Source organism: Spiroplasma endosymbiont of Eupeodes luniger (genome assembly GCF_964019525.1).
Classification (GTDB): Bacteria; Bacillota_I; Bacilli_A; order Mycoplasmatales; family Nriv7; genus Nriv7.
Genome location: NZ_OZ026453.1, coordinates 963660 through 988090 on the forward strand (window position 1 = coordinate 963660; position 24431 = coordinate 988090).

23 protein-coding genes and 1 pseudogene are annotated in these 24431 nt (G+C 26.3%); 4 read left to right on the plus strand and 20 right to left on the minus strand.

Annotation, left to right across the window (positions count from 1 at the left end; all coding sequences use genetic code 4):
- Positions 1–12 precede the first annotated feature (12 nt).
- Genes AACK86_RS05675 through gltX form a run of 4 tightly spaced genes read right to left on the minus strand, consistent with a single transcriptional unit; the run spans position 13 to position 4776 of the window.
- Positions 13–1614, minus strand: coding sequence for a CTP synthase (locus AACK86_RS05675; RefSeq protein WP_338981811.1), 1602 nt, complete (start codon positions 1612–1614; stop codon positions 13–15).
- Positions 1615–1642: 28 nt separating this feature from the next.
- Positions 1643–2074: a DNA-directed RNA polymerase subunit delta gene (rpoE, locus tag AACK86_RS05680; RefSeq protein ID WP_338981812.1), complete on the minus strand. Its 432-nt coding sequence runs from the start codon at positions 2072–2074 to the stop codon at positions 1643–1645.
- A 19-nt stretch (positions 2075–2093) separates the two neighbouring features.
- Entirely contained in the window at positions 2094–3317 is a 1224-nt protein-coding gene (locus AACK86_RS05685; RefSeq protein WP_338981813.1) for an HD domain-containing protein, read from the minus strand.
- A 1-nt stretch (position 3318) separates the two neighbouring features.
- Positions 3319–4776, minus strand: coding sequence for a glutamate--tRNA ligase (gltX, locus tag AACK86_RS05690; RefSeq protein WP_338981814.1), 1458 nt, complete (start codon positions 4774–4776; stop codon positions 3319–3321).
- A gap of 257 nt (positions 4777–5033) precedes the next feature.
- Here gltX and AACK86_RS05695 point away from each other — a divergent pair, with 257 nt between their 5' ends.
- Positions 5034–5198, plus strand: coding sequence for a hypothetical protein (locus tag AACK86_RS05695; protein ID WP_338981816.1), 165 nt, complete (start codon positions 5034–5036; stop codon positions 5196–5198).
- A 5-nt stretch (positions 5199–5203) separates the two neighbouring features.
- On the opposite strand, the gene ychF is transcribed toward AACK86_RS05695, so the two are convergent.
- Positions 5204–6304 carry a redox-regulated ATPase YchF gene (ychF, locus tag AACK86_RS05700; RefSeq protein ID WP_338981817.1) on the minus strand — a complete coding sequence of 367 codons (1101 nt, stop codon included), beginning with the start codon at positions 6302–6304 and terminating at the stop codon, positions 5204–5206.
- Positions 6305–6566: 262 nt separating this feature from the next.
- On the opposite strand from ychF, the pseudogene AACK86_RS05705 reads away from it, so the two are divergent.
- Positions 6567–7205 (plus strand): annotated as a pseudogene (locus AACK86_RS05705) (transposase family protein).
- Between the two features lie 169 nt (positions 7206–7374).
- On the opposite strand, the gene AACK86_RS05710 reads toward AACK86_RS05705, so the two are convergent.
- The 8 genes from AACK86_RS05710 to mnmG form a co-directional block, all read right to left on the minus strand.
- Entirely contained in the window at positions 7375–8277 is a 903-nt protein-coding gene (locus AACK86_RS05710; protein ID WP_338981818.1) for a ParB/RepB/Spo0J family partition protein, read from the minus strand.
- The gene (locus tag AACK86_RS05715) at positions 8249–9037 is read right to left on the minus strand and encodes an AAA family ATPase (RefSeq protein ID WP_338981819.1); all 789 of its coding nucleotides are present in this window, start codon (positions 9035–9037) and stop codon (positions 8249–8251) included. The genes AACK86_RS05710 and AACK86_RS05715 overlap by 29 nt, the downstream gene beginning before the upstream one ends.
- A 78-nt stretch (positions 9038–9115) precedes the next feature.
- Positions 9116–9802, minus strand: a complete 687-nt coding sequence (gene rsmG / locus AACK86_RS05720) for a 16S rRNA (guanine(527)-N(7))-methyltransferase RsmG (RefSeq protein ID WP_338981820.1) — start codon at positions 9800–9802, stop codon at positions 9116–9118.
- 1 nt (position 9803) lies between these two features.
- Positions 9804–10697 (minus strand): ABC transporter permease subunit, encoded by an 894-nt coding sequence (locus tag AACK86_RS05725; protein WP_338981821.1) that lies wholly within the window; start codon positions 10695–10697, stop codon positions 9804–9806.
- Positions 10698–10699: 2 nt separating this feature from the next.
- Positions 10700–11827, minus strand: a complete 1128-nt coding sequence (locus tag AACK86_RS05730) for an ABC transporter permease subunit (RefSeq protein ID WP_338981822.1) — start codon at positions 11825–11827, stop codon at positions 10700–10702.
- Between the two features lie 2 nt (positions 11828–11829).
- A complete protein-coding gene (locus AACK86_RS05735) occupies positions 11830–13500 on the minus strand; it encodes an ATP-binding cassette domain-containing protein (RefSeq protein ID WP_338981823.1) in 1671 nt (556 codons plus the stop codon).
- A complete protein-coding gene (locus AACK86_RS05740; protein WP_338981824.1) occupies positions 13500–14645 on the minus strand; it encodes a hypothetical protein in 1146 nt (381 codons plus the stop codon). Before AACK86_RS05740 ends, AACK86_RS05735 begins: the two co-directional genes overlap by 1 nt.
- A 27-nt stretch (positions 14646–14672) precedes the next feature.
- Positions 14673–16544: a tRNA uridine-5-carboxymethylaminomethyl(34) synthesis enzyme MnmG gene (gene mnmG / locus AACK86_RS05745; RefSeq protein ID WP_338981825.1), complete on the minus strand. Its 1872-nt coding sequence runs from the start codon at positions 16542–16544 to the stop codon at positions 14673–14675.
- A 313-nt stretch (positions 16545–16857) separates the two neighbouring features.
- Between mnmG and AACK86_RS08005 the strand changes: the two genes are divergently transcribed.
- Positions 16858–17277, plus strand: a complete 420-nt coding sequence (locus AACK86_RS08005; protein WP_422398214.1) for a transposase family protein — start codon at positions 16858–16860, stop codon at positions 17275–17277.
- Complete coding sequence (locus AACK86_RS08010; RefSeq protein ID WP_422398237.1) at positions 17219–17677, plus strand: transposase family protein; 459 nt, start codon at positions 17219–17221, stop codon at positions 17675–17677. The genes AACK86_RS08005 and AACK86_RS08010 overlap by 59 nt, the downstream gene beginning before the upstream one ends.
- Before the next feature lie 208 nt (positions 17678–17885).
- On the opposite strand, the gene AACK86_RS05755 is transcribed toward AACK86_RS08010, so the two are convergent.
- The 7 genes from AACK86_RS05755 to AACK86_RS05785 form a co-directional block, all read right to left on the minus strand.
- Positions 17886–18278 (minus strand): hypothetical protein, encoded by a 393-nt coding sequence (locus AACK86_RS05755; protein WP_338981827.1) that lies wholly within the window; start codon positions 18276–18278, stop codon positions 17886–17888.
- 793 nt (positions 18279–19071) lie between these two features.
- Positions 19072–19392: a hypothetical protein gene (locus AACK86_RS05760; protein WP_338981828.1), complete on the minus strand. Its 321-nt coding sequence runs from the start codon at positions 19390–19392 to the stop codon at positions 19072–19074.
- A gap of 156 nt (positions 19393–19548) precedes the next feature.
- Positions 19549–20217: a hypothetical protein gene (locus AACK86_RS05765; RefSeq protein ID WP_338981829.1), complete on the minus strand. Its 669-nt coding sequence runs from the start codon at positions 20215–20217 to the stop codon at positions 19549–19551.
- A 129-nt stretch (positions 20218–20346) separates the two neighbouring features.
- The gene (gene rsmI / locus AACK86_RS05770; protein ID WP_338981830.1) at positions 20347–21192 is read right to left on the minus strand and encodes a 16S rRNA (cytidine(1402)-2'-O)-methyltransferase; all 846 of its coding nucleotides are present in this window, start codon (positions 21190–21192) and stop codon (positions 20347–20349) included.
- A gap of 12 nt (positions 21193–21204) precedes the next feature.
- Positions 21205–22503, minus strand: coding sequence for an adenylosuccinate lyase (gene purB, locus AACK86_RS05775; RefSeq protein WP_338981831.1), 1299 nt, complete (start codon positions 22501–22503; stop codon positions 21205–21207).
- Between the two features lie 27 nt (positions 22504–22530).
- On the minus strand, positions 22531–23079 hold the full coding sequence (locus tag AACK86_RS05780; RefSeq protein ID WP_338981832.1) for a DJ-1 family glyoxalase III: 549 nt from the start codon (positions 23077–23079) through the stop codon (positions 22531–22533).
- 20 nt (positions 23080–23099) lie between these two features.
- Entirely contained in the window at positions 23100–24386 is a 1287-nt protein-coding gene (locus tag AACK86_RS05785; RefSeq protein WP_338981833.1) for an adenylosuccinate synthase, read from the minus strand.
- Positions 24387–24431 lie beyond the last annotated feature (45 nt).

Sequence of the window (24431 nt, forward strand, 5' to 3'; positions counted from 1 at the left end):
GATTAAAATTTGTTAATATGCTTTAATTACTGCTTCAATAAATCCAATAAACAATGGATTTGGTTTGCTTGGACGGGAGGTAAATTCAGGATGAAATTGACTCCCAATAAAAAACGGATGATTCTTTAATTCAATAATTTCCACTAAAGATTGTTCTTTAAACATTCCACTAAAAATAATCCCTTTTTCTTTAAATAAATCCAAATAATCATTATTTACTTCGTAACGATGGCGATGGCGTTCTTGGATAACCTTTTTCTTGTATAATTTCGAAACATGCGTTTTATTTTCAATACTAATATCATAATTTCCTAATCGCAATGTACCACCAATATGATCAGTTGAGTTTTTTCCTCTAATTAAATGTAATATCGGATTTTTACATTCAGGAAAAAATTCTTCAGAATGAGCATCTGGTAATTTACAAACATCTTGGGCAAATTCAATTAATGCCGTTTGCATGCCTAAACAAATACCAAAATAAGGAATATGATGTTTTCTAGCATACTTAGCAGCTAATATTTTTCCTTCAATGCCCCGATAACCAAACCCACCAGGTACAATAATACCTTTACAATGTTTAAAGATATCTTCATAATTATTTTCATCAATATCATTGGCACTAACTCATTGTACTTTAACTTCAACACCTTTTTCATAACCAGCTAACTTTAATGACTCTAAAACTGATAAATACGCATCCGGCAATTCAATATATTTACCAACTAAATAAATCGTAATAACTTTATTTTTAGCAGCACTAGCTTTTTGTAAAAACAATTTTAATTTCTTTAAATTATTATGTTTAATTTTTAAATGTAGCAACGAAGCAAGCGTTGTTAAAATATCTTGTTCATAAAGAACAATTGGTACTTTATAAATATTATCCACATCATAAGTACTAAAAACAGCATTACGATTAACATTACAAAATAAAGAAATTTTATCAATTAATTGTGCTGATAATTCTTGTTCACTACGAGCAAGAACAATATCTGGTTGAATTCCTAACGATAATAATTCTTTAACTGAATGTTGAACTGGCTTTGTTTTAAATTCACCACTAGCAGCAATAAATGGTACTAAAGCAACATGAATAAATAACACATTTTCTTTCCCTTTTTCCATTCTTATTTGCCGAATCGTTTCAATAAATGGTAATGACTCAATATCACCAACTGTGCCCCCAATTTCACCAATAATAATATCGGCTTTACTAACAGTTGATGCTAAATAAATCTTATTCTTAATAATATCTGTTAAATGCGGTACTACTTGAACTGTTTTACCTTCATAATCACCATTCCGTTCTTTTTCAATTACTTCTAAATATGCTTTACCAGCAGTAATTGATGAATAGCAAGTCAAATTTTCATCAATAAAGCGTTCATAATGACCTAAATCTAAATCAGTCTCACTACCATCAACAGTAACAAAAACCTCACCATGCTCATATGGATTCATTGTTCCTGGATCAACATTAATATATGGATCAAATTTTTGCATAAAAACCTTTAATCCACTATCTTTTAAAATATGACCAATTGAAGCACCAGCAATTCCCTTACCTAAACTGGAAACTACACCGCCAGTAATAAAAATATATTTTGTCATTATAATTCACCTTCTTTAACTCTAACAACTAGTTATTTTCTTCCATTTCTTTTTCAATTTCATCTCAATCAACTTCATCTTCTTCTTCTTCATCGCTATCAATTTCTAATTCATCTTCATCATCATCAATGCTTTCTTCAAAAGGATCATCAACTTCATCAATAATTTCAGTAACTTCTAATTTCTTAGGATCAATATCATCATTAATAGCAAATAAAAACTCTAATTGTTTCTTAATTTCATCAAACTTATAATCTTGTCGTAAACCCCATTCGTTATCCTGAACTAACAAAAAACGATTATCCAATACCATATCAGTATATAAATTAACCATTTCTTTTGCTTCAGCTTCAATTGGTGTTTCCTTGGCAATCTTAACATAATCATAAATTTCTTTAAAACCAGCGTGTTTTCGCTTAATAAGAAATTCATATGCCAGATCAACTAAAGACTTATACATATATTATCTCCTTCTAAATCTATGTTTGTACTAAAACTTCTTTTGGTAATAATACATATTGTTGTTTTTCAACTTGTTTACTACTTTGTTCATTAGTATTAATCAATTTAGATTTTTTTTCTAAATTAAATACTACATCATTTTTATTAACTAATTTAATTGGTTGCTCCATTAAATCTTGCTGATATAATGTTGGCTGATTAAATTCTTCAATAATTAAATAATAATCTAAATCATAATTTCCTGCAACTAATAATTTTTGATAGTTTTTTAAATCATTAGCATTGACATTAGGAATTAATTTAAAAAATCTTCGATTAATAATGCGGTCTGTTAAATCTTGCAAAATATTATCTTCTTCTTTAGCTAACAAACTAAAAAGACTCATTAAACTATAATCATCAAGTTGTAAATAATGACTTACATTTAATTGTTTTGAATTATTTTCTTGTAATAAAGGTGCAAATAAAGCAATATCAGTTTTAAACTTAAAATTTTTTGTAAATAAATATTTTAAGCGTTTAAAAATATTTACTAATAAATAATCAAAACTAATTCCAACTTTATGATTATAAATTTGCCAATACATATGATAACGACCTAACAAATAATTTTCAATTGCAAATAATGCCTTTTCATCATAAACAATTTCATTATTAATAATTCGTAAATTTTCCATAATTCAATCAATATCAAAATTTCCATATTCAACACCTGTATGATATGAATCTCTTAACAAATAATCCATCCGATCACAATCAAGTTGAGAACTTACTAATGATAAAATAATTTTATTAGGATGAGTTTTAGCAATAATTTGACAAACAGCTTGCACATCAATATTAAATGCTTTTAAAACTTGATTAATTTGCGATTGTTCATTTTGAATAATGGCAATCGTTCATTGTTCATGATTAATTGGCGAAACTTTTTCAAAACTATGAGAAAAAGGACCATGCCCTAAATCATGTAATAAACCAGCAATTTTTGTTAAAGTTTTTTCTTCATTAGATACATTATCAAAACTAGAATTTCTAAAAATTTTATCAATTAAATAATAAACTCCTAATGAATGACTAAAGCGATTATGAACAGCACTAGGAAAAACAAATTGTCCACCACCTAATTGTAAAATTCTTCTTAAGCGTTGAAACTCTTTACTATTAATTAAAGCAATAATAACTGATTCTTGAACATTAATATTACCATAAATACTATCACGAACCATTCATTGACTCATCATCTTACCCCACCCTATTAAATATTTCTAATATTTCATTAATATTATTCATTACTTTTTTTTGACCTAAAAGTTTAATTGTTTTTACTAATTGTGGTCCTACCATTCGTTTTGAACTAGCAATTCTAATTGGCATCAATAAGTCTTTACCTTTAAGATTTTGTTCTTTTTTAATTGTAGTAATAATGTCATTAATACTATCATCATCTCATTGCTTTAAATTTTGAATTAATTGCTTAAAATTATTAATGACTAATAAAACATTATTAGTTTTTAAATATTCAATAACCTCCGTAGCCACAATATCATCTTCAATAAACATCGCAACTAAACTACTTATTTGTTGCCCATAAATTAATTCTTGCTGATACAAAGCAACTACTTCCTGTCATCAAACTAACGGATATGCTTTTATTTCATAAACTTTACATAAAAATGGCAAACATAATTCTCAGTAAGCAATCGCATCTAATTTTTGAATATATTTATTATTAATTCAATTGAGTTTATTAACATCAAACAAACTACTAGATTTACTAAAACGATTTTCATCAAAAATAGCAATTAATTGCGATATTGAATAAATTTCTTGCGTATCTGGTGGTGATCAACCTAATAAAACAAAAAAATTAAATAACGCTTCTGGTAAATATCCTAATTCGCGATACTGACTAATAAATTGTACAATTGTCCCATCGCGTTTTGACAATTTTTTCCGATTTTCATTAACAATTAATGGTAAATGACCAAAAATTGGCGGTGTTCAATTAAAAGCTTCATAAACTACTAATTGCTTTGGAGTATTAGATAAATGCTCCTCACCTCGTAAAACATGACTAATTTTCATTAAATAATCATCAATAACAACAGCAAAATTATAAGTAGCCACGCCATTTGATTTAATAATAACAAAATCACTAATATCTTTACTAGCAAATATTACTTCTTTTCGTACCAAATCATTAAGAATATAAGATTTATTTTCTGGGATTCGGATTCTAATACTTGGTTTAATCCTTAAAATTTCTTTTGCTTTAATATCACTAATAGAAAGATTTCAACATTTACCATCATAACTTGGCGGTATTCCTTGCTCAATTTGCTTTTGCTTTACTTGGGTTAATTGTTCTGCTGAACAATAACAATAATATGCTAAATTATTAGTAACAAGCTCATTAGCATATTTAATATAAATTTGTAAGCGCTCAGTTTGTTGATATGGACCAAAATTACCTAATGTATCAATAGTTTCATCAATAACAATATTTAATCATCGTAAATTATCTAATTGTGACTCAATACCACCACTAACATTTCGTTCTAAATCAGTATCTTCAATTCGTACAATAAATGTACCATTATAATGTTTAGCAAATAGATAATTAAAAATTGCTGTTCTGGCACCACCAATATGTAAATATCCTGTTGGACTAGGTGCATAGCGTAATCGTATTTTGTTCATCTATTATCTCCATTTCTTTTAATATATAAAAAAATAAATTAGTTTTTAACTACTAATTTATTTTACACTATAATAATTACTTTATTGTACATAAAAATGTTCAATAGACTTCTTGCGATACCTTTTTTATTAAAATATTCTTATAAAATATAATTTATGAGGATATCAAAATATGAACAATAATAAATTTAATACTCTTAATTAATGATAAAGAATGGTTAAGATTAACAGGAATAAAAAAATCCACTTTTAATAAAATGTTAGATATTTTACAAGCAGCTGAAATAGAAAAATTTAAAAAAGGTGGTAAAACTAATAAATTATCACTAGAAAATAGATTAGACTTCTTGCATAACCTATTAAAAAAATTACAAATATTTGTAATTTTTTTAATAGGTTATGCAAGAAGTCTAATAACTTAAAGACTTTAAACATTAAAACGGAAATAACAAATATCACCATCAGAAACTAAATAATTTTTCCCTTCAAATCGCAACTTTCCTGACAATTTAACGGCATTCTCACTACCATATTTAACTAAATCATCATAAGTATAAACTTCTAATTTAATAAAACCACGAGAAATATCAGTATGAATAATACTAGCACATTCAACAGCTTCCATACCACTTTTAAATGTTCAAGCACGAACTTCTTTCTTACCTGCTGTAAAAAATGTTGATAAACCTAATGTACGATATGTTTTTGAAATCATTTGATCTAAACCTGATGTTTCTAAATTTAATGATTTTAAAAACTCTTCTTTATCATTATCTTCTAACGATGAAATTTCTAATTCTGTTTTTGCACAAATAACAATAACTTGTGATTTCTCAGCAATAGCATAATCATTAACTTTTTCAACTCACTTATTAGTTTTATCCACTAAATCTTTTTCACTAATATTTGCAATATACAAAATTGGTTTACTAGTTAAAAAACTATAATGTTTAATCAAATTAAGTTCTTCAACTGTTAATTCTAAACGCCGAATCGGTTTACCATCAAATAACGCTTCTTTAACTTTCTTTAATAAATTAATTTCTTTCACTAAAACTGGCTTTTTATCATTTTTAACAAGTTTTTCTAATCTTTGTAATATTTTAATAACGATATCATAATCTGCTAAAATTAATTCTAAATTAATAATTTCAATATCTCTAATCGGATCAATCGTAGTTTCAACATGATTAACATTACTATCATCAAAACAACGCACAACTTCACAAATCGCATCAACTTCACGAATATGACCTAAAAACTTATTACCTAAACCATGACCTAATGATGCCCCTTTAACAAGTCCCGCAATATCCGTAAACTCAAAATTATTAGCAATAACTTTCTCAGGTTGAAAAATTTCTTCCAACTTATTAAGTCTACTATCGGGTACTTTAACAATACCAACATTAGGATTAATCGTTGTAAAAGGATAATTTGCTGCTTCAACTTTAGAATTAGTAATGGCATTAAATAATGTTGATTTTCCAACATTAGGTAATCCAACAATTCCTGCTTTTAAAGACATAATTTCTTTATTCCTCTTTCATATTTAATATTTAATTAATAAAAATAAATAAAATGCTAATAGCATAAAATATTAATTTCTTAAAACAAATATTTATCTATTAATTATAGCAATAATCTTAATAAAATCGCAATTTTTCTATTATTTATAAAAATTTAAAATCTGCTTTATTTTACAGAAAATTATTTAATTATTAGACTTCTTGCGATACCTTTTTTATTAAAATATTCTTATAAAATATAATTTATGAGGATATCAAAATATGAACAATAATAAATTTAATACTCTTAATGATAAAGAATGGTTAAGATTAACAGGAATAAAAAAATCCACTTTTAATAAAATGTTAGATATTTTACAAGTAGCTGAAATAGAAAAATTTAAAAAAGGTGGTAAAACTAATAAATTATCACTAGAAAATAGATTATTGATGCTACCGAAACTCCAATCCAACGCCCAAAAAAAAGACAAAAACAATCTTATTCTGGTAAAAAGAAAAAACACACCATTAAAACACAAGTAATTATCGAACAAGAAACCAGAAAAATTATTGCAACAAGTTTTTCACTTGGGAAAAAACATGATTATGCTTTATTTAAAGAATCAAAAATCCCAATTTTAAAAAATACCAAATTAATAGTTGATAGTGGTTATCAAGGAATACAAAAAATTCACAATAATGTTCTAATACCTACAAAGAAAACAAAGAAAAACCATTTAAATAAAGCACAAAAACAACATAATAGACTAGTTTCAAAAAATGAGAATTATTATTGAAAATATTTTTGCTATTCTTAAAAAATTTAAAATTATGACAGAAAAATATCGTAATCGTAGAAAAAGATTTGGTTTAAGATTTAATTTAATTGCCTCAATTTATAATTTGCAATTATTAATTTAACATAAAAGATTTATTTAAAATTAAAGAATTTAAATAATAAATTCGTTTTTTGTTGTGGCAAAATATTAATTTTTTAGATAAAAGACATAATTAATTAAAATTATATTTTTCTATTACTGTCTTTTTACAAATATTTGTAATTTTTTTAATAGATTATGCAAGAAGTCTATTAAATAATTTTAAGAACTTCCAAAATTCGATTCAAATCTTTATCATTAGAAAACTTAATAACAATCCGATTATCATCAATAACAACCTTAGTTCCTAAAATTCTAATCATTTTTTCAGCAACAGGTGCATATTCTCACTTTGGCAAAACGCCAACTTTTTGTTCATTTTTATCTTTCTTACCAATTTGTAATTGATACGCCCGAACAATATCTTCAACTTTTCTAGATGTTAAATTTTCTTTAAAAATGCGTTCACTTAAACGAGAAACTAATTCCATATCATCTTGTAAAGCTAATAACGGCTTCACCTGCCCCATCGTTAATTGACCATTTAAAACATAATCTTGGATTTTTTGCGGTAAATTTAAAATTCGCATAATATTAGCAATATGTGACCGTGACTTTCCAACTTGCATTGCCACTTCACCTTGCGTTAAGCTTAATTTATTCATTAAATCACGATATGCTTGTGCCTCTTCAATGGTATTTAAATCAACTCGTTGAATATTTTCAATTAAAGCAATTTCCATCATTTGTTTATCAGATAAATTAATCGTAATTGCTGGAATATGAGTTAATCCTACCTTTTTACAAGCTCGCATTCTTCTTTCGCCCGCAACAACTTCATAACCATTAATTGATTTCTTAACAATAATTGGTTGAATAACCCCATGCTTAACAATTGATTGTCCTAATTGTGTAATCTCAGCATCATCAAAAACAATCCGTGGTTGATAAGGATTACTACGAATTTTATTTAGTGAAATTTCAATCGCATTTTGCTTAATTTCATCATTGGTTTCAATTTCACTAAATAAATCATTAATTTCTTCACCAAAAATCTTATCTAATCCTTTAACCGATAATTTCCTTTTACTTATTAATTCCTTGTTCTGCGGCATTATTTAGCAATACCTCCTTAACTAGTTCCATATAAGCAATTGCCCCCGATGAATTTTCGGCATAACTAAAAATATCATCCCCATTTGATGGTGCTTCCGATATTTTAACATTTCGCGGAATATAAGTTTTATATACTTTCTCTTTAAAATACTTTTGTGCTTCTTGCATTACTTCATACGATAACTTTGTTCTAGTATCAAACATTGTTAACAAAATACCTTCAATAGTTAAATTTTTATTACTTCTTTGTTGAACAAATCTAATTGAAGTTAACAATTGTGTTAATCCTTCTAAAGCATAATATTCAGCTTGAATCGGAATAATTACCGTATTAGATGCACTTAACGCATTACGATTTAATAATCCTAATGATGGTGGACAATCAATAATAATATAATGATAGTTATTAACAATACCTTTTAACTTATTCAACAAAATATTTTGCTTATCCTTAGATTGTTCTAATAAATGTAAATCCGCGCTTGCTAATGATAATGTTGCTGGTGCTAAATCAACATTTTGACAAACATTTTTTTGAATAATTTCACTAAGAGCAATATCATTAACTAAAACATCAAACATACACCTTTCAATTTTACTTTTATCAGTACCAATTCCTGTTGTACTATTTCCTTGTGGATCTAAATCAATCAGCAAAACTTTTTGTCCATATCTGCCCAAACCAGCAGCAAGATTTATTGATGTTGTCGTTTTGCCAACACCACCTTTTTGATTAGCAATTGCAATTACTTTAGCCATAAATTTTAACTTCCTTTTTTAAGATTCCCAAATATTTTACCTAATTATATTAATATTATAACAAGAGTTTGTTAAAAATTATAATGGTCATCGTTTTATTTTAGCAAAATCTCGCGGATATAATTTATCAATCGGTTTTTGCTTAATAAAATATAAAATTGTTCTTTTACCTAAAAAATTTCAATTACTACTATAAGTAGATATTAACTTTGTATTTAAAACTTTCAAAGCATTTTGACTACTAAATAATTCTTGATTAGTTTCTGATTTTAAAGCAATAAACATTCCTTTAACTTTTACAATTGGCATACATAATTCTAATAACATATTCAACTGAGCAACCGCTCTGACAGTAACAATATCAAAAAAATCACGATATTGAATCGCAATATTTTCAACACGATTATTAATAATCATTACATCTTTTAAAAATAAGTTTTCAACTACTGCTTGTAAAAATAAACACTTTTTAGTAATTGTTTCAACAAGAAACAATTTAATCTTCGGAAATAAAATCTTAATAACGATTCCAGGAAATCCAGCTCCCGTACCAACATCACATATGAATTGTTGTTCTAAAACAACATTTTTTGTTAGTAACAATGAATCAAAAAAATGTTTTTGATAAACCTCTTCTTTACCAATTATTGTTGTAAGATTAATTTTCTCATTTCATTGTTGCAATAATTCAAAATATTTTTCTAATTGTTTTATTTGTTCATCAGAACAAACAATATTTATTTTCTTTAATAAATTAACTAACATCTTAACCTTTTCCCTTCGTATACGGCGTATTTAACATTTTTGGCATCCGATCATTTTTTTCATATAACGCAAATAGTGGAGCAATTAATAATTGTAAAACATAAGGTAATATTGTCCATCATCACTTATTATTATCTTGTCGTAAAAATCCACTAAATTCAAGTAAAATTGTTACTAAATAAGTAAAAAATACGCTGCGAAATACTGCTCATTGACTTAATGCCACAATCGCAAAAGCAATTAATCCGATATTATTAACACTAACATCAAAAGTGCCTTTTTGATTTGTAAAAAATGCACCACCTAATGCTATTAAACCAAAGCCAACAATAACTGCTAAATAACGAATTTTAACAACATTTATTTGACTTAAAGTTAAAACAACAGCATTTTTCCCAGCTGCTTTAAAATATAACCCCATTCGCGTTAAAAAGAAAAAAGAAGAAACAAATAATATTAAAATAACATTAAAAATAAAAACTAAAGATAACGGATATCCGATAAATATTGGAGCAATAAAAATTTCATAAGCATCTAATGTTCTTTGTCCATAATTAAATATTAAAATTAGCGAACTCAAACCTAAAGCCAAATAATTTCAAATAAATGAAACAAGAAACTGATTAGTTTTTAAAGAAATCGTTAATACCGCATGAATTAAACCTAATCCCATACCAATAACAAATGCTAAAAAAAAACCTAAAAAACAAATATTATCACCAAGAAATAAATATTGTTTAATCACAATTGCATACGATAACCCCCCTAAAATCATTACGCCATCAACACCAAAATTTAAAATCCCTGCTTTTTGCATTATTAAACATCCCATAGCTGCGAATAGTAATGGTGCTGATAATGATAAACTACTAATAAAAATATTAACAATATTCATAATTATCGTCGCCCCTTATTAATTATCTTAGTTGCATCATTAACATCAGGTCGTTGGTTTACGAACGCCTCCCGCATTCTAAAATTAATTAAAAACTTCGGTTCTTGTTTTCATAAAATAATATAGCTTACTAAAACAGAAACGGTAATACAAAATGAAAAAATAATATCAATGATTTCATAATCAAATGATGTCAACGAAAGAAATTGAGTTTGCGAACGAATTAAACCAACTAAAATACTAAGCAACAAGACGCCAATACGCGAATTAAATGCTCATAAAGGAATCAACAAATTATCAAATTCTTGTAACATTGTTGAACTTAATGTTCCTAATTTATTTAAATTAGCAACATAATAAGTATAGCCCGCAATTCCAGCAATTGCTCCAGAAATTGTGATAATAATTAATTGCTTAGCATTAGGATTTAATCTTGCATATTGCGCTGCCTCAGCATTAGCAACCGTTAATTCTAAACGAAAACCAAACACACGACGATCTAATAAAATCGTTACAAAACCATAAATAAACAAAGCAATAAAAATTGTAATGGAAAAATAAACCGTCATACTTAATTTAATTATTAAAGAAGCATTATTATTAATAATACCATCATTATATTGACTTCATTCTGGTAAATGATAATAAATATTAAAAGCAATAATATTAAGCAACAAAGTTGATGCCATTTCATTAATCTTAAAATAAGTTTTAAAAAAACCAGCAATGAGAGCATACAATGCCCCCGCAATAATTGATACTAAAATTAATAATATTGTTGTAAATTTAGTAGTAATACCAATAGAACTTAATAATCGTGAAGTAATAAATGTGATTGTTGCCCCAATAATCATTTGCCCAATAACTCCAAGATTATAAATTCGAAACCGAAATGCTACTAGCGAAGCTAATGATGCTAATAGCAAATATGAAAATGAATTTACAAAATTATGAAAATGATTAATATCATTAAAAGGCATTAAAAATAATGTATCATATGCTTTCAAAGAACTAACTTTAAAAAGCGTAAAAATTATTGCCGATAAAACAAAAAGCAAAACTACTGTTAATGAAACCACCGTTACTGCTTTTAATTTTTTGTTAGTTCAAAAATTTCTTATAATATTCATTTTTAACCACCCGTAATCCTTATTTTAATTGTCGCTATTACTTGCACAATTTTATCTTTAAATATTGTAATTTTATTAATAATTTTTTGCCACAATAAAACTTTTCGAGAAATACTTTTATATTTTAATTCACTTTTAGTAATTTGAATATGTTTATCAATCAAATCTTCGCGTTTTTTAGAAAGAACCAACGGATTATTTAAAATATTACTTTTAACATCATCCCCTTCTAAGGTAGCAACCATTCTCCCATTTTGAATAACTGTCACCCGATTAGCTAATAATTCTAAAAGATGCGAATCACAATCAATTAAAAGAAATGCTACGCCCTTTTTTTGCAAGGCAATAATCCGATTAATAATCAATTTTGCTGAATCATTATCTAAATGCATTAACGGATTAACTAAAATAACAACTTTCGGGTTCGTTTCTAATGTCCTTGCTAAAACAAATTTTTGTAATTCACCATTAGATAAAGTATTAGCAATACTATTACCATTAATAAAATCAGGCATTTGATAATTTTGTAAAATCTTTTTTAATTTAAATCAAATATCATCACGCCTTAAAACTCCAGCATTTAAATATTTAGAATTATTATGATGCCATAAAATAAAATTATCAATTAAAGAATAACTATCAATAGTTGCATCTTGTAAAAAATTTTCTGGTACTAAATCAATGCCTAATTTATAACGGTAAGTCTGATTCTTTTTATTAATACTATTATTTTTAAAAAATATTCTTACTGTTGGTGATTTAGTTTTTCCTGAAATTATATCCCCAATTAAGGAACTACTAATATTTGTGCGATCATAAACTCCTAAAATTTCACCAACTTGTAAAATTAAATCAATGCCTTCTAATTTTGGATAATTGCGTTTATTAAAACTAATATCTTCAGCATATAACACTAATTCTCTTTTTTTTAAAGAAACTTTTTTATGGTCAATCATTGTTGTTCAATATTTATGCTGAATTTTCTTTACTTTTAAAACATTTTTATTATGCTTTGTCCACACAATCCGACCTTTATTTAATAATGAATAATGATTTGACACTGCTTTAGCAAATTCTTTACTTCGTGTTGAAAAAATTACTGTAATTTTATCTTTAATAAAAGATTTAAAAATTGGTAAAAACTCCTCTTCTTGTTCCAAAGGTAAACCAACTGTTGGCTCATCTAAAACTAAAATTCGTGGTTTTTGGTACAAAGCTCTTAGTAATGCCACCTTTCTTTGTTCTGATAATGAAAGAATCCCAAACTGTTTATTTAAATCAACATAAATTTTATACTTCCGCATTAATTTTTCAATTTTAGCTTCAGTTTTTCCTCAATTAATAAATATTTTCAAAAATTGTGGTTCATTTCCCAAAACTATATTTTGACGAACACTAAAATCAGGAATAAAGTAAGTATCTTGTCCAGCATAACTAATTTGATAGTTAGGAGTAAAAAATTGTCCAATGCGTTTATTAGCAACTTTAATCACACCATTAGTAGGATTTTCCAAACCAGCTAATAAACGCACACAAGTTGTTTTACCAGCCCCATTATCACCAACTAAGGCATGAATTTCACCAGAATTTACCTTTAAAGTAATATTATTTAAAACTAAATTATCTTGATATTGTTTATAAACATTATTAAATTCAATTAAAGGTGATGACATTAGCTAGTTCCTTCTTTACAAAAATGTTGTGATAATGGAGCATTAATAACATTACATTGCAAAGGCTTTCACACAAATTTATTATTATCAAATTGTTGATGAGAAAATTTAATATCTTGGACATCAACAATAATATCACTAACGAAAATTCAATCAGTTAATAACTGTGGTTTTATTTCCTCAGAATGATAAATTTTAGATAATATACCTGTAAAATTACGATTAATACTAGCAAGTAAATAATTTTTGGATTTAATATGATATTTTTCTTTATTCATAATATCAACACTAACAAAATAATGTTTTTTTAAATTATGATTATTATCAATAAAAGATTTTACTAAATTATTACTATATAATAACAACGGATCAAAAATTAAACTAACTTGATGATTTTCTAATAATGCTTTTGCAGTATTATACATATTAGTACGATTCCAATCAGAGCTAATTAAAGGATCACGATTATCAATTGATGTTTGCCAATCAACAAAATTAAACTCATAACCACCACCATCTTGCTTACTATCAATTTGCGCTTGATATAGTCCTTGTTGAAACCCAAAAATTAATCGTTGTGCTAATTGATCATTTAAATATTCAACAGCACTAACTTGAATTTTATTATCATTAATTACAAAATCTTGATAATTTTTTAACATATAAATCCCTGATTGATATCCTAAATTATAACCCATTGTCAAAACATCAAATTTAATTTCAACTAAATTAACAATTTTATTACTAACAGAATTATGAACGTAATCATAATCTATGGTAATAATTTTATTACCCGTAGCAATCGACTTTTCTAACTCTTTTGTTAAACTAGGAATATTATTAGCAAAATTATGATTTAAAGCAATAAAATATTTTGTTTTATTTTTAGTATGCGTATTCAACATATTTTGTCAAAATAACAATTGCGTCGTCTTATCAGCAAAATTATCAATAATCCAATAATTATCTAAAATATCAATTGATGAATTATAAAAATTTTTTGTTGTTGCATTATCATAAATACTTAATGGATGATTAGCAAAAATAACTGCTTGATCAGTAACAGAACGACTATAACCAAAAATGGGAAGAGCAAAGATACTAGCAATATTAATACTATTTATTAATTTAAAGATTTTATCCACTTTATTCCCACCTTAACAAACTAATTATTAACTAGTTTGTGGATATTTTTTTCGTAAATGAAATAACAATGATACAATATCGGCGGGATTAACTCCCGAAATTCGTGAAGCTTGAGCGACTGTTAGCGGTTGAACTAACTTTAATTTTTCTTTGGCTTCAATAGCAATATTAGCAACAAAATCATAGTTAATATCTTGCGGAATTTGTTTTTTTTCTAATTTAATTTTTCGCATAATTTGCTTTTGATGACGAATTAAATAACCACTAAATTTATTTTTAATTTCACAATTAGTTTTTTGATTTTGATTTAATAAACTAATACTAGTAACATAAGGTAATAAAAAATTTAATGATATTTCTGGTCGTTTTAGTAAATCTCACGCACTAATACCAGCAGTTAACAATGAAAAATTACTTTCTTGTAATGCCTTTTGAATTGTTGAATTAGGTGTAAATCGTGTTACTCTTAATTCATTTTCAACAATATTTTGTAATTGACATTGCTTTTGATATTCATCTCACTCTACCCTACTTACTAAACCAATATCATAAGCATATTGTTTTAAACGATCTTCAGCATTATCATTTCTTAAAAAAATCCGATGTTCAGCTCGTGAAGTTAATAACCGATAAGGTTCTGATACTCCTTTAGTAACTAAGTCATCAATTAAAACGCCAATATACGCTTCATCTCTTCTTAAAATAAATGGTTCCTTATTCACTAATTGACAATGAACATTAATCGCTGCCATTAATCCTTGACAAGCAGCTTCTTCATAACCACTAGTACCATTAATTTGTCCAGCACTAAATAAATTTTTAATTATTTTGGTTTCTAAGGTTGTTTTTAGTTGTAAAGGATCAATAGCATCATATTCAATGGCATAAGCTCATTTAAGAACTTGAACATTTTCTAATCCCGGCAAAGTTCTTAACATCCGATCTTGAATATCAATGGGCATTGATGTAGAAAATCCTTGAACATAAATTGTTTCTAAAGCAACTGATTCTGGTTCTAAAAAAATTTGATGTCGTAATTTATCAGCAAATCTAACAACCTTATCTTCAATACTTGGACAATATCTTGGTCCAACACTAGTGGGGATAGCACGATACATTGCTGATGCCTTTAAATTTTCATTAATAATTTTATGAGTGTTTTCATTAGTATAAATAAGTCAGCAAGGAACTTGTTTTTTTAAAGGAACAAACTCTTTTGTAGAAAAAGAAAATGCTAATGGTAAATCAGTTCCTAATTCTAATTGCATTTTACTGTAATCAATACTATCTTTATGAACTCGTGGTGGTGTTCCCGTTTTTAAGCGAATAACTTTAAATCCTAATTGTGCTAATTGTTTTGATATTCCATAAGAACCTTTTTGTCCATCAGGACCTTCCTGTTTAACACTAGACCCTTGTAAAACTTTAGCTTCCATATAAGTACCTGTTGTTAAAATAACTTTTTTAGCTTTAATTATTGTACCGTCATTTAAAATGATACCCTTAACAGTATGATTTTCTATTAACAACTCATTTACCATTGCTGATAGTACCGTTAAATTATCTTGTTGCCTAATAACATCATACATATATTTACTATATGCAATCTTATCCGATTGCGTTCTTAATGCTCACACTGCTGGTCCGCGTGAACTATTTAATAGTTTCATTTGTAATGCTGTTTTATCCGCAGCTTTAGCCATCTCACCACCCAAAGCATCAATTTCTCTAACAACAATTCCCTTAGCAGGACCACCAATTGATGGATTACAAGGCATACTCCCAATCTTTGTCGGATCAAGAGTAACCATCAATGTCTTATGTTTCAATCGTGCACAAGCTAAAGCTGCTTCCACCCCAGCGTGTCCACCGCCAATAATAATTACATCATATGCCATTTAAATTACCTACTTTAATACCTTTTAATTTATTTCCCTTAAATTATATCTTATTTACTTCCCAAATAAAAACAAGACTTTTTTATAGGTCGCGTTTAGTTTTCTTAGGTATTGCTTTTAAGAAGCAAAACAATCAGCTAATTATATTATTTAATTACTAAACTAACCTGCCTTTCCTTATTATTGTCATTTTTATTCATTACCATTTTATCATATTATTGAATTTTTACACAATAAAAAATTATTAGACTTCTTGCGATACCTTTTTTATTAAAATATTCTTATAAAATATAATTTATGAGGATATCAAAATATGAACAATAATAAATTTAATACTCTTAATGATAAAGAATGGTTAAGATTAACAGGAATAAAAAAATCCACTTTTAATAAAATGTTAGATATTTTACAAGTAGCTGAAATAGAAAAATTTAAAAAAGGTGGTAAAACTAATAAATTATCACTAGAAAATAGATTATTGATGACTTTATCATATTGACGAGAATATCAGACTTATTTTCATCTTGGTAAAAATTTCGGAATTAGTGAAGCTAATTGTTATCGGAATATCAAGTGAATTGAAGATATTTTAATTAAAAACTCTGATTTTCAACAACTTGCTGGTAAAAAAGCACTAATAAATGATTATTTTAATGATAAAACTATTATTATTGATGCTACCGAAACTCCAATCCAACGCCCAAAAAAGACAAAAACAATCTTATTCTGGTAAAAAGAAAAAACACACCATTAAAACACAAGTAATTATCGAACAAGAAACCAGAAAAATTATTGCAACAAGTTTTTCACTTGGGAAAAAACATGATTATGCTTTATTTAAAGAATCAAAAATCCCAATTTTAAAAAATACCAAATTAATAGTTGATAGTGGTTATCAAGGAATACAAAAAATTCACAATAATGTTCTAATACCTACAAAGAAAAACCATTTAAATAAAGCACAAAAACAACATAATAGACTAGTTTCAAAAATGAGAATTATTATTGAAAATATTTTTGCTATTCTTAAAAAATTTAAAATTATGACAGAAAAATATCGTAATCGTAGAAAAAGATTTGGTTTAAGATTTAATTTAATTGCCTCAATTTATAATTTGCAATTATTAATTTAACATAAAAGATTTATTTAAAATTAAAGAATTTAAATAATAAATTCATTTTTTGTTGTGGCAAAATATTAATTTTTTAGATAAAAGACATAATTAATTAAAATTATATTTTTCTATTACTGTCTTTTTACAAATATTTGTAATTTTTTTAATAGGTTATGCAAGAAGTCTAATGTAATTAAGTATTATTCATCAATATCTTTTTAAAAAATTAATTAACTTGTTTAGTTTCATTTTTTAGAACTCTTTTTGCTTTAATTTTCTGAATAATAAAGCGGATTAATTTTTCAAATTTAAGTGCAAAATATATCGATCCGCCTGATCAGAAAATAAATATTCCTGCGAGCATAATGCCACTATTAAATTTGCCAAAGAACTTAACCATCTCTTCATTCATAAATTTATTAAATTCTTCACTTGTTCCGGTTATTCATTTAGTATCGATTGCTGTTAATGCACAAATTAATAAGCTTATAAAAATAAAAATGATACTTAATACTACCTTTAACCCCTGTTTTTTAAAAGAATTTTTAATTCTTAATTTTAACGGCATTTTTTCTTTTGAATTATCTTTTTTAAATAATTTTCTTAAAAGTTTTTTCATTAGACTTCTTGCGATACCTTTTTTATTAAAATATTCTTATAAAATAGACTTCTTGCATAACCTATTAAAAAAATTACAAATATTTGTAAAAAGACAGTAATAGAAAAATATAATTTTAATTAATTATGTCTTTTATCTAAAAAATTAATATTTTGCCACAACAAAAAATGAATTTATTATTTAAATTCTTTAATTTTAAATAAGTCTTTTATGTTAAATTAATAATTGCAAATTATAAATTAGACTTCTTGCGATACCTTTTTTATTAAAATATTCTTATAAAATATAATTTATTATGTAAAATTACTCCAAATTTTAAGTTTTTATCTGATTCTAAAACAACCCGCGATGCCATATTTTTTAAATTATATTCAATTACTTTTTGAAAAGTAATAAAATAAATTATATTTTCGTTATAAACTAAAGGTTTATATAAAAGTTGATTAGTATCAGAAGAAATTGAAATTGTCTTTAAAAAACTAATATTTTTTTTAATTTCTCTTTTATTTCTATTTAAAGTTTCTAGATTACTTGCTTGTTTTTAATTAATTTCTTTTTTTGCTGGGGCATTGCCAACAAGTCCTGCCATTCCACTTCCTGCAATTGTTATTGTTCCTAAGATTCCCAGTAATTTTTTCATATTAAATTAACTTCCTTTTCGTGAATTTTTACTAATTAATAAAAATTTATTCAACGATCAACAGCCTTTCTCCAAAAAATTAATCTGTAATCTTTTTACCTTGGAATTTAATTGTAAACTATTTTTAACAATTTTCTTAGAATTTGTCGTTATTTATAAAAATTTTAAATAAAAAATAAATTCACCCTTTTTAAAAAAATTCTTGTTTTTGTCATAAGTATGTGGTATAATACATAAATAAATATTTTTATCAAGATTTTTTATTTGATTAGTAAAATCATTAATTTTATTCACTAAACTTTGTTTTTCAACACGAAATAAAGTGTTATTAACAATTTCATCAAAAATACTATCGTTAACAATTAAGTTTTGTTCCGTAGGAATTGGTGCTTTATCAGCACAGACTGTTAAAGTAACCCCTACCCCAACTGTCAAACTAGCTACAATTAAAAGGTTTAAAAGATTTTTAAACATCATAATATTGCCTCTTATTATTTGAAGTCGTTAATTAAATTTTCTAAGTTGTCAACAGCAGTTTCTAATTCAGTTTTAACGGCTTTACCAGTATCAATCGCTATTTGTAAAGCATCTAAAAGTCTCATTAGCATCCTTAATTTCTTGCTTATTTGCTTAATTTTCAGTATTAAGCTTAGTTTTTTCTTTAATTATTCTTTCAAACTCAGCTTTAATATGATCAACTTGTTCTTCAAATTTTGCTTCTTCTTTTACTTTTTTAAGTTTTTTTAAACTACCTTCTTTACCAAAATTAGCAACTAAATCAGTAATTAACTTAACTTGTTGTTCATATGATTCAATTTGTTCATCCTTCTTAACTAATTTAGCATTTAAAGATTTTTCTTTTTCAAATCGGTAGTCTTCAAGAGCCTTAACATACTTTAAAGCAGTAGTTTTTTCACTATTAAATTCAGTTAACTCTTTAATTACAACAACTGTATCATTTGATTTAATCGCATCATATTGCGTTTTAAGTTCTAGTAATAATGCATCATTATTTTCTCCAATAGTTTTTACACTACTAATTAGGTTATCAATCTTACCTTTTACTGCTTTAAATGCTTGTTTTTGTGCATCATATTGATTTTCAAAAGTTTTAATTCTTGTCTTTAAAGTATTAACAGTATTAGCAAAATTTGTTTTAAGTTGAGCAATTGCTTCTTGACTTGTGATTTTATCAAAAGTAACTGTCCCTGTTGAACAAGCAACTAAACCAATTGTCGCTGTTCCTAAACCTAATGTAATACTAGTTAAAACCATTAATAAACGCTTTGTTCCATTCATATTCATATTTTTCCCTCTTTTTTTAATAATTTGTTCAGTATAAACTGAAACTTTCTTTTCCTATTTTATACCTTAAGTCGTTAATTATACAGTAAAAATAGGAAAATGTCAACATTTCTGCTCCTAGGGTTACTCTTGATGATAGACTTGATATACAAGACTTTTAGGAAGATTTCGCATATTTGCTACTTCCTTAATTGCTTCTTTAATAGTAATATTTTGCTTTTTAGCTACTAAGATAATGTGGTCTTTAATAGTTAAAGAATGATAATCAACCACCGCTTCATATCCTTTAACAATTAACACAAATTCACCCTTTAATGAAGCTAAATCAAGGTTAATAATATCATTTAATGACATTCGATAAATAGTTTCATACATCTTTGTTAACTCTCTTGCTAAACAAACATCACGATTACCTAAAATTTCTTGCATCACTCTTAATGTTTTTTCTAAATGATGCACACCAACATAAAAAATTAACGATTCAGAATGATATTTTAATTGTTCAACTTGTTGTTTAAGTTTTCCTACTTTGTGGTCTAAAAAACCTCAAAAGGAAAACGGATATGGTGGTAATCCCGAACAAACTAAAGCATTTAATAACGCACTAGAACCACTAATACTAACAACATTATATTCCTTAGCAATTACTGCTTGGACTAATTGATATCCGGGATCCGATATTAATGGATAGCCAGCATCACTTAGCAAAGCAACTGATTGATTATTATTTAAAAATTGTAATACTAAATCAATTCGTTCTTTTTCATTATGTTGATGTAACGAAATAAGTTTTTTCTTAATATTAAAATGTTGTAATATTTTCTTACTTACTCTTGTATCTTCACAAAAAATTACAACAACCAGTTGTAAAGTTTCTGCAATCCGACTATTTAACTCTTTTAAATTGCCAATTGGTGTTGCTACTAAATATAACGATGGTCGCTCATTACGAAAACTTTTCTGAATCATTATTATCTTATCCTATTCTCTTTTAGGAAAAACCCGTTCATAAATAATATTAACATTACGAACAAAATAATTAATATCAAAACATTTTTCTAATTGCTCATCATCTAAATATTTAGAAACTTTATATTCTTTAACAACTTCCTTAAAATCTCGTTTTTCTTTTAAACTAGCAAAAGTACACTCTTGTAAAAAATCATAAATTTCTTCACGAGAAAATTGAGTTTTCTTAATAATTTCTAATAATAATCTTTGACTAAAAAAAGTATTAAATGTTTTTTCAATATTTAAAGCAATATTTTTTTCATTAACTTCTAAAAGATTAAGAATCGCATTCATCCGCTTTAAAATAAAATGTAATAATGAAAATGTTCCACTAATAATTATTCTTTCATTAGAACTATGCGAAATATCTCTTTCATTTCATAACAAATTATTTTCATAAGCAACAACACTATTAGCACGAATCAGACGCGCTAACCCACAAATATTTTCACTCCCAATTGGATTTTGCTTATGAGGCATCGCACTAGAACCTTTTTGGTTTAATGAAAATCCTTCGCGGATTTCATCAACTTCACTTCGTTGACTATGACGAATTTCAAGAGCAATTTTTTCTAATGTGGAAGCAATATTTGCAAAAACACTAAAAAGAAACGCATGCCGATCTCTTTGGGTTACTTGTGTTGAAATATTATCAATGCCTAATCCTAACTCTTGTCTGACAAAATCTTCCACAACTGGTTCAACATTTGCATAATTACCAACCGAACCAGAAATTTTAATAACTTCAATTTGCTTGCGCGCTAACAAAAATCTTTCCACTTGCCTATTAATTTCTTCATACCATAAAACAAATTTTAAACCAAAAGAAGTCGGTTCGGCAAATATGCCGTGTGTTCTGCCAATACAAATTAAATTCCGATATTTTAACGCTTTCAGTTTTAAATTATCTAATAATTTTTGCAGTTCTTTAGCAATAACATCGTTTGCTTGCTTAATTAAATAATTTTGAGCGGTATCAACAACATCAGTTGAAGTTAATCCTAAATGAATTCAGCGCTTTTCATTTTCTAAACTATGTGACAACATTCTTGTAAAAGCAATCATATCATGTTGTGTTTGCTTTTCTAAACTATTCATTAATTTTAAATCAACTTTAACTTTTTTCAATTTTTTTAAATCAGATTTATCAATTAATCCTAAATTGCCTCAGGCATCACACACTAATAATTCTACTTTTAATCAAGTATCATATTTCTTTTCTTCACTTCAAATCACTTTCATTTCTTTTGTTTGATAACGCTTAATCATCTTTGTTCCTCCTTTATAGAAATAGATTTATAAAATTACTAACTGCTTTGTAATCATTTCTTTAATATTATCATTAGTTAATATCGCGACTAGTTGTAAAGCAAACTTAATTGCAACACCAGCTGATGATGCCGTAATAATATGACCATCAATAACAACCGCTTCATTGCTAATAATTTTAGCAGTTTCTAAACCATTGAAACACTCAGGATAAACACTAATATTCTTATTATTAGCAATACCTAACAATCCTAAAATTTGCGGGGCAGCACAAATCGCAGCAATAAATTTATTTTGTTTATTAAATGTTTTTAATAAGTTCATTAAATGTTCATTTTTTTGTAAATTATTAACACCCGTCGCTCCACCAGGTAAAATTAGCATCGCATAATCATTAGGCATTTGACTAAAATAATAATCACTTTTAATAGTAATATTATTAGCACCCACAATAAAATCTTTATTTTCACTACTAATAATATCAATATTAATTTTTGCTCTTCGTAAAATATCAATAACAGTTATTGCTTCAATTTCTTCATAACCAGTTGCTAAAAAAATTGCTACTGTTGCCATTAATTAAAACCTCTTTTTTCTTAAAATATTTCAGTTAATAAAATTGTTTGTTCACGATCTGGACCAACAGAAAATAATGCCAATGGTAAATCAACTAATTTACTAATTGTTTGTAAATAAATTTTAGCATTTTCAGGTAATTCTGCTCACGATTTTACTTTTGTAATATCCGCTTCTCAACCAGCTAATTCTTTATAAACTGGTTGACATTTTTCATACTCTTCAATATCAGCGGGAATATAATTAATTTTTTCACCCTTATAAATATAAGCAACACATAATTTTAATAATTTAATATTGCTTAAAACATCTAAAAGCATAATTGCTAATGATGTAAATCCATTAACACGACTTGCATGTTGTAAAACAACAATATCTAATCAACCAATCCGGCGTGGTCGTAATGATACCGTACCATATTCTTTACCAACTTCTCTAATTGTATGGGCCATTTCAACATTTATTTCCGTAATTAACACACCATTACCAACACGAGTATTATATGGTTTACTAATTGCTAATATATTATTAACCATTCACGGAGCAATTCCCGCCCCAACAGCAATTGATGATGCTGATGGATTAGAACTAGTAACAAAAGGATATGTTCCGTGGTCAATATCTAGCATTACCCCTTGGGCACCTTCAAATAATACTTTTTGATTTGCTTTAATTAAATTATTTAATAATAATGAAGTATCACAAACATATTGTTTAATTACCGCATATCACTCTTGACATTGTTTTAATAAATCATCTACTATAATATTCAAATTATCTTGATATATTTTTTTTAAAATATCTTCTTTAATCGCAATAACATTTTCTAATTTTGCTTTTAATGTTAATGGATTTTCTAAATCACAAATTCTAATGCCTACTCTTGTGATTTTATCTTCATATGTGGGACCAATGCCTCTTTTAGTTGTCCCAACAATATTTTTTCGCTTTGCTTCTTGATATTCATCAATTTTTAAATGATATGGCATAATGATATGGGCACGATTTGAAATTTTTAAATTACGACATGAAAAACCCTTATCTTGTAAGCTTTTAATTTCTATAATTAACTTTTCTAAATTAATAACACAACCATTAGCAATAATATTAATTGCTTGCTCATTAAATATCCCTGACGGAACTAAATTTAACTTATATTTTTCATTATTAAAAACTATTGTATGACCAGCATTATCACCACCAGCTCAGCGAACAATAACGGCACTATTTTGCGCAAAATAATCACTTATTTTGCCTTTTCCTTCATCACCTCATTGACTACCAATAATTGCTAATGTATTTTTCATTTCATTACTTCCTTTAATTATTTTATTATTACTTGTATTTTACTA